Raw genomic sequence first — 9783 nt, 5'->3', positions numbered from 1 at the left:
TTCCGGCGCCAGAAAAGTGCAATGCTTTAAAGTGCGCGGTGGTCACCACCGGGATATCGCAACCCTCGGAGACGTAGTAATGTGCTCTGTAAGAGATGCGATCCCTACTTCCGCCATTAAAAAAGGCGACGTGGTACGTGCCGTAGTAGTGCGCGTAGCCCGTGAAAAAAGACGCAAAGACGGTTCCTATATTCGTTTTGATGACAACGCCGTTTGCATCATCAACGACAATGGCGAACCCAAAGGTACACGTGTATTCGGCCCTATTGCCAGAGAATTGCGGGAAAAGAACTTCCTGAAAATCATCTCCTTGGCGCCGGAGGTAGTATAATGCAAGTCAAGAAAAACGATACTGTATTGATCTTGTCCGGTAAAGATAAAGGCAAGAAAGGGGAAGTGAAATCTGTCAATCCGTCCAAAAACCAAGTAACGGTTGTCGGTATTAACATGATTTCCAAACATGTGAAACCTTCCCAAAATAAACAGGGCGGCATTCAAAAGATGGAAGCTCCGTTGGACGCCTCCAATGTCGCCGTCGTTTGCGGTAAATGCAAAAAAGCCATGACCCCCAAAATCCAAATTTTGGAAAATGGCGAAAAAGTGCGTGTCTGCCGCAAATGCAACGAAACGCTCATTTAATCTAGGTAAGAAAAATGACTAAAGAAACGAAGAAAACGACGACCGCGTCCTATCAGCCTGCCTTGCAACAGCTCTACAAAGAGAAAGTGTTGCCGGCTTTGCTGAAAGACTTGGGTATCAAAAGCCCGATGGCCGCGCCTAAATTGGAAAAAATCGTCATCAACATCGGCGTGAAAGAAGCCAGAGAAGACATTAAAGCGTTGGAAATCGCCAGAGAAGACTTGACCGCTATCGCCGGTCAAGCCTCCCAGATTCGCCGCGCCAAAAAGTCTATTTCCAACTTCAAATTGCGTGAAGGTATGCCTATCGGCGTCCGTGTGACGTTGCGTGGCGCTCGCATGTATGAATTTTTGGAACGCTTCATCAATATTGCCTGCCCTCGCATTCGCGACTTCCAAGGTTTTGCGGAAGGCTTCGACGGCCGCGGCAATTTGAACTTGGGCATTAAAGAACACTATATTTTCCCTGAAATTGATGTGGAAAAATCGCCCAAAGCCCACGGTATGAACATTACGTTTGTTACCACCGCTAAGAACGACCAAGAAGGCAGCTTGCTCATGAAATATATGGGCTTGCCTTTCAGAAAGTCGGCCAAATAATAGGAGCAATAGAATTTATGGCTACTAAAGCATGGGTTGCAAAAATGGCTAAAGACCAGAAGTTCGCAGTGCGCTATCATAACAGATGCCAAATCTGCGGCCGCGCGAGAGGTTATTATCGCGATTTCGGTCTCTGCCGTATCTGCCTGAGAAAAATGGCACACCAGGGTCTTATCCCGGGTCTGAAAAAATCTAGCTGGTAATTACAGGAGGAGGAGGCGAACGCGAGTTAACTCCGCAAGGAAAGTAATTTGGAACGCTTCCTAATAACATGGATCCAATCGCAGATTTCTTGACCAGAGTCAGAAACGCAAACATGAAAAAGAAAGAAAAAGTGGATATCCCTTTTTCTAAAATTAAAACGGAAATCGCGCGCATTTTGAAGGAAGAAGGATATATTTCTAACTTCAAAGCCGTGCACAACGAAACCAAAGGTGGCGTGGTCCGCGTATTTTTGAAATATACGCCGGAAAACGAATGCGTCATTCAAGGTTTGCGCCGTGTTTCCAAACCGGGCCAACGGGTATATAGTGCTTACACCAATATCCCCAAAGTCCGCGGTTCCTTTGGTATCACGATTTTATCTACCTCCAAAGGTATTATGACGGACGCTCAAGCCAAAGCCGAAAAAATCGGCGGTGAGCTTTTGTGCCAAGTGTGGTAAGGGGGGAATATGAGCAGAATCGGTAAGAAAGTTATCAATATTCCCGCCGGAACCAAAGTAGATGTAAAAGACAATGTCGTCACTGCTACCGGTAAATTGGGCACCTTGTCCTACACCGTACCGGCCGACATTGCCATCAACATCGAAAATGGCGTCATGACTTTGTCTATTGACGAAGCTAAAAAGAAACAATTAAACGCCATTCACGGTACCACCCGCGCTAACGTCTTCAATATCATTGAAGGTGTCACCAACGGTTTCAACAAAAACTTGGAAATCAACGGTTTAGGTTATCGTGCTTCTGTGGCCGGCAATAAGCTGACCTTAGAAGTAGGTTTCTCTCACCCCGTTGTGATGGACGTGCCCGCCGGTGTCACCGTAGCGGCCGATCCCAAGAGCAACTTGATTGAAATCAAAGGCAGCGACAAATTTGTCATTGGCGATTTTGCTGCCAAGATCCGCCGGATCAGACCTCCCGAGCCGTACAAAGGCAGCGGTATTAAATATCAAGGCGAACACATTGCTCGCAAAGCCGGTAAGACTGCGGCAGGAGGCAAATAATTATGGCTACTAAACAAGAAAGATATCAATTCAGAAAAGACAGAAGCCGCAAACACTTGTTGGCCTCCTGCGGTGCTCACCGCCCGCGCTTGTCTGTTTACAGAAGCTTGAAATATATCTACGCCCAAATTATTGATGACAATACCCACAGCACCTTGGTGTCTGCTACCACGTTGTCTAAAGAATTGGAAGGCAAATTTGAAGCCTCCGGTAAAAGCGTAGAAGCCGCCAAAGCCTTAGGCGCAGTCATCGCCAAGAAAGCTTTGGAAAAAGGTATTACCGAAGTCATGTTCGACCGCGGCGGCCGCGTTTATCACGGCAGAATCAAAGCCTTGGCCGATGCCGCTAGAGAAGCCGGCTTGAAATTCTAAGAGTATAAGGTGAATTTAATGACTAACGAAATTAGAAAAGAAGCGAAAGGCAAAAAAGCCGAGTTTCAAAAGGTCAAACCCGCCACGGAAGGCAAAACGACCGTTATCCACGTAGCCCGTACGGCCAAAGTGGTAAAAGGTGGTAAACGCTTTGGTTTCCGCGCTTTAGTCGTCATCGGAAACGGTGATGGTAAAGTGGGTGTGGCCATCGGTAAAGCCAACCAAGTTCAGCTTGCTATCGGCAAGGCTGAAACTCATGCCCGCAAAAACACGGTCACTTTCCCGATCGTAGGCGACACGATTCCGCACGAAGTCATCGGCCGTTTTGGTGCTGCTTCTGTGTGGATGAAACCCGCCGCTCCCGGTACCGGTGTAATCGCCGGCGCTGGTGTGCGCTTGGTGTTGGAAGCCGCCGGCATTAAAGACGTTTTGGCTAAGAGCTTGGGCAGCACAAACCCGTGCAACTTAGTGTACGCTACCTTGGAAGCTTTGAAACTCTTAAAGAGCAAAGAAGCTGTCAACGCTATCCGCGGTAAAGCGGAAGCAGTAAAAGCGGAAGAAAAACCCGCTGCCGAAGTAGCGGCCAACTAGTTTTGTGGAGAGAATAATATGGTAACTTTAAATAAACTTTTCCCTAAACACGGATCCAGAAAACCCAGAAAAAGACTGGGGCTCGGTGCCGCCTCTGGCTTGGGTAATTACTGCGGTAAAGGTATGAAAGGTCAAACCTCTCGTTCCGGTAATAGCCGCAAAGAAAGCAAAGCCGGTGGTCAAATGCCCTTAGTGCGTCAAACTCCGAAGAGCGGTTTCTCTAATAAAGATTTCGCCCGTCGCTTTGACTATGTAAACGTGGGTACTTTGGAAAAACTTTTCAAAGCCGGTGAAGAAGTGACTCCGGAATTGTTAAAGAAAGCCGGTGCTATTCACGATGTAAACAGTGTTAAGATCCTCGCCATGGGTGAGTTGACCAAAGCACTGAAAGTTTCTGCTCATGGTTTTTCCAAAACGGCCAAAGCCGCTATTGAAAAAGCCGGTGGCAGCGTCACTGTTATTGAAAAGAAGACCAAATAATGCAAAACAATACAGTCGCGAATATTTTTAACGCTCCCGAGCTCAAGAAGAGACTTCTCTTCTTGCTCGGGGCGTTGGCCGTTTTCCGCATTGCGGCCGCCATTCCCATACCGGGAATCAATACCGATGTCTTGCGTCAGATGTTTGCTGCGCACGAAAACGGTATTTTGGGCTTTATGAATATCTTTTCCGGTGGAGCTTTAGGAAAGTTTTCTATTTTGGCCCTCGGCATTATGCCTTACATCAACGCGTCCATTATCATCAGCTTGGTTCGCGGTGCTCATATTTTTCCGGCGCTTGACCGTATGCACAAAGAAGGCGAAGCCGGTCGGCGGAAAGAAAACCAAATCACCAGAATATTCACGCTGTTTTTGGCTGCCTTGCAAGGCTCCATGATGACGTTTGCTATTACCAAAGTAGAAGGTGCCGGCGGTGTTGCCGCAGTAGTAAATCCTTCCTTCTTCTTTTTTGTCACGACGGTACTGACCTTATGTGCCGGTACGATGTTTGTGATGTGGTTAGGCGAACAAATCACGGAAAAAGGGGTGGGAAACGGTATCTCTTTGATTATTTTTGCAGGTATTGTGGACCGCTTGCCCAGTGCTATTATGGAAGTTGTTAATCGTGTGAAAGCCGATGAAATGGACTTCTTTATGGCGTTGGTCATTTTTGCCGCTGCTGCGGTAATTACCGGTTTAGTGGTTTGGTTGGAAACGGCTCAGCGTCAAATTCCGGTACAGTATGCCAAACGTCAAGTAGGCAATAAAATGTATGGTGGGCAAACCAGCTATTTGCCGCTTAAAATTGATCAAAGCGGTGTAATTGCGGTTATCTTTGCATCTTCCGTTATTTCTTTGCCTTTAACGATTGCCAGCTTTAACCGCGAAGCAATTTGGGCGCAACGTTTGATGGAATTTATGAATCACAATAGTGTATGGTATATGTTGTTGTTCTCGGCATTGATTATGTTCTTCTGCTATTTCTACAACTCCATGACCATCAACCCTGCCGATTTGGCTGACAATATGAAAAAATGGGGTGGTTTTATCCCGGGTATTCGTCCGGGAGAGCCTACCAAAAATTATATTGAATGGGTGATGAACCGCTTGACGTTCTGTGGGGCCATTGCTATTTGTTTGATTTCCATTTTGCCGGATTTCTTCCGCGCGAAATTTAATGTAGATTTCTACTTTGGCGGTACAGCTTTGCTGATTGTGGTAGGTGTGGCTTTGGATACGGTAAGCCAAATCCAAGCACATTTAGTCGCTCGCAATTATGAACCGCTTTTAAAAGGCAGCAAAAAAATTAAAGGTCGCTGGTTCAACGTCGGCCAGTAATACTATTTGAATAAATAGTCATTACAAATCCAAATTTGGAAAAAGTTGAAAATTATTGTTTGTTTATTTTGCGTTTAGGCTCAATGGAGCCTAAACGCAACTTATGTCTTTAGAGGAAAAAATGGATATTGTATTAATGGGGGCTCCCGGAGCCGGAAAAGGAACGCAAGCGTATAAGTTAGAAAAAGAGTTGGATTATAAACATATTTCTACCGGAGACGTGTTGCGCGCTGAAATTGCATCCGGAAGCGAAGAAGGGAAAGAAATCGCTGAAATTATTAATGAGGGGAATTTGATTTCTGATGAAATGATGTTGTCTATTCTGAAGAAAACAGTAGAAAAAACCCCCAAGCCGATTATTTTTGATGGTTTTCCTCGCACCGTTAGACAAGCCGAAATGTTGAAAGATATGTTGGCAGAGTTGGGGCGCACCTTAAGCAAAGCCATTGTGATTACTTTGCCGGAAGATACAGTGGTGCAACGTCTTTCTGCTCGCAAACAATGTCGTTTACCAAACGGTAGTGTAAAACAAATCGGACCCAATTTTTCCTTACAACAGTGCCAAGAACAAGAGGGAGAGATTTTCACTCGTCCGGATGATACGCCGGAGCATGTCTTGCACCGTTTAGCCGTTTACCATGAACAAACCGAGCCTATTATTTTGTTCTATCAAAGAGCAAATTTATATGCGGAAGTAAACGGTGATCAAGAACCGGAAAAAGTGTTTGAAGAACTTTTAACGGTAGTTAAGGCTTAAGAAGGATTTATGATAGAAGTAAAAAACGAGCACGAAATTAAACTGATGAGAAATGCGGGTAAGGTGACCGCAGCGGTGCTTGCTAAAATGAAGGAAGTGGCCCAGCCGGGTATTTCCACCTTAGATTTGGACGCAATAGCCGAAAAAACGATTCGTTCCTTCGGAGCGATACCGCTTTTTTTGGGTTATGGCGGTTTTCCGGGCAGTATTTGTGCGTCGGTAAATGAAGAAATCGTGCACGGAATCCCCAAAAAAGATAAAATATTAAAGAGTGGTGATATTATCAGTATCGATACAGGAGCCAAGCTTGACGGTTTCTGTTCGGACGCCGCGATCACACTCGGCATCGGGAAAGTTTCTGATGAAGCCCAGAGACTGATGGACATTACCAAAAAGTCTCTTTATAAGGCAATCGGGCAAGTCAAACCGGGCAACCGTTTAGGAGATATCGGTTGGGCGGTGGAAACTTTTGCGCAGCTTCATGGTATGGGCGTTGTCCGTGATTATTGCGGGCACGGCATTGGCCGCAACATGCATGAGGAACCTTCTATTCCGAATTTTGGAGAGAGAGGGACCGGCCCTGTTTTACAGGAAGGCATGGTGCTTGCCATTGAACCTATGCTTACAGCGGGAACATGGAGAGTCAGGCAGCTTAGTGACGGTTGGACGGTGGTCACGCGGGACGGCAGTTTAGCGGCCCACTTTGAACATACGGTAGCAGTCACAGCTCACGGCAGTGAAGTTCTTACTGCTTTTGAATGACCTTTGCAGGCATTCTGAAATTTAACCTAAACTCGGAGATGTATGAGCGATAAAATAGAAGTAGAAGGCAAAGTCTTGGAATCCTTGCCCAACGCAATGTTCAAAATTGAAATTCCGGGCGGCAAAGTGGTTCTGGGCCACATATCCGGGAAAATGAGAGTTCATCATATAAGAATTCTGCCCGGCGACAAAGTGAAGTTGGAGTTGTCCCCGTACGATTTGACCAAAGGCAGAATCACTTATAGGGAGAAATAAATGAAAGTTAGAGCCAGTGTAAAAAAGATATGCCAAAAGTGCAAAATCATTAAGCGCAACGGCGTAGTACGTGTAGTGTGCGAAGTTGCTAAACACAAACAACGCCAAGGTTAATTTATAGGAGTCTTATAGAATATGGCTAGAGTCGCAGGTATTGATTTACCGAAAAATAAAAGAATTGATGTAGCGTTGGAATACATCTATGGTATTGGCAAAAAGAATGCGAAAGAAGTGCTCGCTAAATTGGAAGGCCAAATTGACCCCGCTACCAGAGTAAAAGACCTCACCGAACAACAGGCCGGTCTTTTAAACACCATCTTGCAAAAAGAATACAAGGTGGAAGGTGAATTGCGCAGAGAAGTAGCCCAAAACATTCACCGCTTTATTGAAATTGGTTCGTACAAAGGCCAACGCCATCGCAGAAATCTGCCGGTACGTGGTCAACGCACCAAAACCAATAGCAGAACCCGCCGCGGAAGAAGAAAAACCGTCGGTTCTAAGTCTAAATAAATTTAAATTTTAGGATTTAACATATGGCAGAAGAAAAAGTAACGAAAACCGCCTCTGCTGCTCCTGCGGCAAAAGGCAAAAAGAAAAACGCCAAAGCTCCTGCGTTCGGCGTGGTGCATATTTATTGTTCTTTCAATAACACCATCGTAACCGTCAGCGACGACAAAGGCAACACCATTGCTTGGTCCACCGCCGGTTCCCATGGTTTTAAAGGCACCAAAAAGAGCACTCCGTTCGCCGCTCAAATTACCTGCAACAAAGCTGCTGAAAAAGCCGTTGCCTTGGGTATGCGCGAAGTAGCCGTAAAAGTTTGCGGCCCCGGTCAGGGACGTGAAACCGCTGTACGTGCCGTACAACAAGCCGGCCTTACGGTTTCCTCTATCAAAGACGTGACCCCCATCCCGCACAACGGATGCAGACCCCCTAAAGCCCGGAGAGTATAAGATTTATGTCCAGAAATACTGAAGCTAGCTGCAAAAAATGCAGAAAATTAGATTGCAAATTGTTCCTGAAAGGTACCAAATGCTACACCAACTGCGTCATTGACAAGTTGGCCGCCACCAAAGTTCGCGGTGCAAAAGGCGCCGGCAAAGTCCGCCGTACCAAATTGTCCGAATATGGTATCAGCTTGCAGGAAAAACAAAAAGCCCGTTTTCAGTCTGGTATGTCTGAAATTCCGTTCCGCAATATGTTCGACAAAGCTTCCAAATTGCAAGGTCAAACCGGTGAAAACTTCTTGCGCTTATTGGAAACCCGCTTGGATAACATCGTGCGCCGCTTAGGCTTTGCGGTATCTTTGAAAACCGCCCGCCAAATCGTCTTGCACGGCTATGTAACGGTAAACGGAAAAGCAGTCAACGTACCTTCTTTCCAAGTCAAACCCGGCGACAAAGTAGCTTTAAGCAGCGCTTTGGCCGAAAACACCCAAGTAAAACAAGGCTTGTTGGAAACCGAAAAACGCAACCAACGCCCCAGCTTCTTGGAATTTGATGCGGAGAAAATGACTGGCAAACTTTTGAGATGGCCCGACAGAGCGGAAATGTCCTACCCTGTCAATGAGCAGCTCATCGTAGAATACTATTCTAAATAGTGCGGAGGCTGAAATGGCTTTTAATGAATTAGTTCTTCCCCAAAAAATTCAGTTGGACGAAAAAACCGCTTCTGAGTATTACGGCAAATTTACGGCCGAACCTTATGAAAGCGGCTATGGCCACACGGTTGGTAATTCCTTGCGCCGCATCTTGCTTTCCGGTATGGAAGGCGCTGCCGTAACAGCGGTGCGCATTGCCGGAGCCGTGCACGAATTCAGCACCTTGCCCAATGTACGGGAAGACGTCATCAACATCTTGCTCAATTTGAAACATTTGCGCATTAAGATGGATAACAAAAACCGCGAATATGTTACCTTAAGCGCCGCTAAACCCGGCCCGGTAACCGCTGCTGACATTGAAGAAGTAGATGGTGTCAGCATCGTAAATAAAGATTTGCAGTTGGCCACGTTGGAAGTGGGCGGCAGCATTGAAATGGAAATTGAAATTTCCCGCGGTAAAGGTTATGTGCCTGCTGAAGATTTGGCAAAGATTCAACGCCCGGCCGGTTTTATTCCGGTGGATGCGTTGTTCTCTCCCATCGTCAAAGTGCACTATGACGTTGAACCGGCCCGCGTCGGACAAAAAACCGACTATGACCGCTTGATTTTGGAAATCACCACTGACGGCACCTTAGAGCCGGCCCGTGCTTTGCATCGTGCCGCGGTGTTGCTCTCTGGTTCCTTGCATATTTTCACCATTGAAGGTGAAGAACCGGGCACGGTAGCCGTAAGCACCGCTTCCGATGAGCAAGAACCGATTTCCGCTACCGGCAGTGTCAGCGGCGCTACGCCCGTCAACTCCAAACTTGACGAAGTGCTTAACCAATCTATTGAATTCATTGAGCTCTCTTCCCGCTCCATCAATTGCTTAAAATCCGAACAAGTACTCACCGTTCGCGATTTGGTAAAAATGACGGAAGATGACTTGAAAATGATCAAAAATTTCGGTGCCAAATCCATGGACGAAATTAAAGAAAGATTGGCCGAGATGAATTTGTCTCTGGGCATGAAAATTTAGGGTATTACCCGTTATAAGGATTGTAAAAGATGATTAAGAATACTGGATACCGTAAACTCGGCAAAACTTCTTCTCACAAGAATGCCATGCTTAAAAATATGGCTACCAGCATTATCTTGCACGAAGAAGTAAAAACCACTCTGCCCAAG

General features: G+C 46.2%; 18 protein-coding genes. All 18 read left to right on the top strand.

Features of this window, described 5'->3' with window-relative positions; all coding sequences use genetic code 11:
* Positions 1-331: 50S ribosomal protein L14 (rplN, locus tag IKL48_01915; GenBank protein MBR3603438.1), on the top strand; the 331-nt coding region annotated here is incomplete at its 5' end.
* The gene (gene rplX, locus IKL48_01910) at positions 331-639 is read left to right on the top strand and encodes a 50S ribosomal protein L24 (protein ID MBR3603437.1); all 309 of its coding nucleotides are present in this window, start codon (positions 331-333) and stop codon (positions 637-639) included. The genes rplN and rplX, both read left to right, overlap by 1 nt.
* 14 nt (positions 640-653) lie before the next feature.
* Positions 654-1238, top strand: coding sequence for a 50S ribosomal protein L5 (gene rplE, locus IKL48_01905; GenBank protein ID MBR3603436.1), 585 nt, complete (start codon positions 654-656; stop codon positions 1236-1238).
* A 17-nt stretch (positions 1239-1255) separates the two neighbouring features.
* Positions 1256-1441: a type Z 30S ribosomal protein S14 gene (locus IKL48_01900; protein MBR3603435.1), complete on the top strand. Its 186-nt coding sequence runs from the start codon at positions 1256-1258 to the stop codon at positions 1439-1441.
* A 68-nt stretch (positions 1442-1509) separates the two neighbouring features.
* Positions 1510-1902: a 30S ribosomal protein S8 gene (rpsH, locus tag IKL48_01895; GenBank protein ID MBR3603434.1), complete on the top strand. Its 393-nt coding sequence runs from the start codon at positions 1510-1512 to the stop codon at positions 1900-1902.
* A 9-nt stretch (positions 1903-1911) separates the two neighbouring features.
* Positions 1912-2463 (top strand): 50S ribosomal protein L6, encoded by a 552-nt coding sequence (rplF, locus tag IKL48_01890; GenBank protein MBR3603433.1) that lies wholly within the window; start codon positions 1912-1914, stop codon positions 2461-2463.
* A gap of 2 nt (positions 2464-2465) precedes the next feature.
* Positions 2466-2834 (top strand): 50S ribosomal protein L18, encoded by a 369-nt coding sequence (locus IKL48_01885; GenBank protein ID MBR3603432.1) that lies wholly within the window; start codon positions 2466-2468, stop codon positions 2832-2834.
* Between the two features lie 18 nt (positions 2835-2852).
* Positions 2853-3425 (top strand): 30S ribosomal protein S5, encoded by a 573-nt coding sequence (gene rpsE, locus IKL48_01880; protein MBR3603431.1) that lies wholly within the window; start codon positions 2853-2855, stop codon positions 3423-3425.
* Positions 3426-3443: 18 nt separating this feature from the next.
* Positions 3444-3905 carry a 50S ribosomal protein L15 gene (gene rplO, locus IKL48_01875; protein ID MBR3603430.1) on the top strand — a complete coding sequence of 154 codons (462 nt, stop codon included), beginning with the start codon at positions 3444-3446 and terminating at the stop codon, positions 3903-3905.
* A complete protein-coding gene (gene secY / locus IKL48_01870; protein ID MBR3603429.1) occupies positions 3905-5242 on the top strand; it encodes a preprotein translocase subunit SecY in 1338 nt (445 codons plus the stop codon). Before rplO ends, secY begins: the two co-directional genes overlap by 1 nt.
* A 121-nt stretch (positions 5243-5363) precedes the next feature.
* Positions 5364-5999 carry a nucleoside monophosphate kinase gene (locus IKL48_01865; protein MBR3603428.1) on the top strand — a complete coding sequence of 212 codons (636 nt, stop codon included), beginning with the start codon at positions 5364-5366 and terminating at the stop codon, positions 5997-5999.
* Between the two features lie 9 nt (positions 6000-6008).
* Entirely contained in the window at positions 6009-6761 is a 753-nt protein-coding gene (gene map, locus IKL48_01860) for a type I methionyl aminopeptidase (GenBank protein MBR3603427.1), read from the top strand.
* 42 nt (positions 6762-6803) lie between these two features.
* The gene (infA, locus tag IKL48_01855) at positions 6804-7016 is read left to right on the top strand and encodes a translation initiation factor IF-1 (GenBank protein ID MBR3603426.1); all 213 of its coding nucleotides are present in this window, start codon (positions 6804-6806) and stop codon (positions 7014-7016) included.
* Complete coding sequence (rpmJ, locus tag IKL48_01850) at positions 7017-7130, top strand: 50S ribosomal protein L36 (GenBank protein MBR3603425.1); 114 nt, start codon at positions 7017-7019, stop codon at positions 7128-7130.
* A 21-nt stretch (positions 7131-7151) separates the two neighbouring features.
* Positions 7152-7526, top strand: a complete 375-nt coding sequence (rpsM, locus tag IKL48_01845) for a 30S ribosomal protein S13 (GenBank protein ID MBR3603424.1) — start codon at positions 7152-7154, stop codon at positions 7524-7526.
* 23 nt (positions 7527-7549) lie between these two features.
* Entirely contained in the window at positions 7550-7969 is a 420-nt protein-coding gene (rpsK, locus tag IKL48_01840; GenBank protein ID MBR3603423.1) for a 30S ribosomal protein S11, read from the top strand.
* 5 nt (positions 7970-7974) lie between these two features.
* Positions 7975-8616: a 30S ribosomal protein S4 gene (gene rpsD / locus IKL48_01835; protein MBR3603422.1), complete on the top strand. Its 642-nt coding sequence runs from the start codon at positions 7975-7977 to the stop codon at positions 8614-8616.
* Positions 8617-8629: 13 nt separating this feature from the next.
* Positions 8630-9634, top strand: a complete 1005-nt coding sequence (locus tag IKL48_01830) for a DNA-directed RNA polymerase subunit alpha (GenBank protein MBR3603421.1) — start codon at positions 8630-8632, stop codon at positions 9632-9634.
* The last annotated feature ends 149 nt before the right edge of the window (positions 9635-9783 follow it).

The organism is Elusimicrobiaceae bacterium (assembly GCA_017520185.1).
Taxonomy (GTDB): domain Bacteria; phylum Elusimicrobiota; class Elusimicrobia; order Elusimicrobiales; family Elusimicrobiaceae; genus Avelusimicrobium.
Note: the sequence above shows the minus strand (reverse complement) of the source record. Positions and strands in the feature narration are given on the sequence as shown.

Bases quoted from the DNA above. Each gene is read 5' to 3' on its own strand.
- IKL48_01885 (MBR3603432.1), top strand. From the start codon at position 2,466: ATGGCTACTAAACAAGAAAGATATCAATTCAGAAAAGACAGAAGCCGC.
- rpsM (MBR3603424.1), top strand. From the start codon at position 7,152: ATGGCTAGAGTCGCAGGTATTGATTTACCGAAAAATAAAAGAATTGAT.
- rpsH (MBR3603434.1), top strand. From the start codon at position 1,510: ATGGATCCAATCGCAGATTTCTTGACCAGAGTCAGAAACGCAAACATG.
- rplO (MBR3603430.1), top strand. From the start codon at position 3,444: ATGGTAACTTTAAATAAACTTTTCCCTAAACACGGATCCAGAAAACCC.
- rpsE (MBR3603431.1), top strand. From the start codon at position 2,853: ATGACTAACGAAATTAGAAAAGAAGCGAAAGGCAAAAAAGCCGAGTTT.
- IKL48_01830 (MBR3603421.1), top strand. From the start codon at position 8,630: ATGGCTTTTAATGAATTAGTTCTTCCCCAAAAAATTCAGTTGGACGAA.
- rpmJ (MBR3603425.1), top strand. From the start codon at position 7,017: ATGAAAGTTAGAGCCAGTGTAAAAAAGATATGCCAAAAGTGCAAAATC.
- map (MBR3603427.1), top strand. From the start codon at position 6,009: ATGATAGAAGTAAAAAACGAGCACGAAATTAAACTGATGAGAAATGCG.
- rplE (MBR3603436.1), top strand. From the start codon at position 654: ATGACTAAAGAAACGAAGAAAACGACGACCGCGTCCTATCAGCCTGCC.
- rpsD (MBR3603422.1), top strand. From the start codon at position 7,975: ATGTCCAGAAATACTGAAGCTAGCTGCAAAAAATGCAGAAAATTAGAT.
- IKL48_01900 (MBR3603435.1), top strand. From the start codon at position 1,256: ATGGCTACTAAAGCATGGGTTGCAAAAATGGCTAAAGACCAGAAGTTC.
- infA (MBR3603426.1), top strand. From the start codon at position 6,804: ATGAGCGATAAAATAGAAGTAGAAGGCAAAGTCTTGGAATCCTTGCCC.
- IKL48_01865 (MBR3603428.1), top strand. From the start codon at position 5,364: ATGGATATTGTATTAATGGGGGCTCCCGGAGCCGGAAAAGGAACGCAA.
- rpsK (MBR3603423.1), top strand. From the start codon at position 7,550: ATGGCAGAAGAAAAAGTAACGAAAACCGCCTCTGCTGCTCCTGCGGCA.
- secY (MBR3603429.1), top strand. From the start codon at position 3,905: ATGCAAAACAATACAGTCGCGAATATTTTTAACGCTCCCGAGCTCAAG.
- rplX (MBR3603437.1), top strand. From the start codon at position 331: ATGCAAGTCAAGAAAAACGATACTGTATTGATCTTGTCCGGTAAAGAT.
- rplF (MBR3603433.1), top strand. From the start codon at position 1,912: ATGAGCAGAATCGGTAAGAAAGTTATCAATATTCCCGCCGGAACCAAA.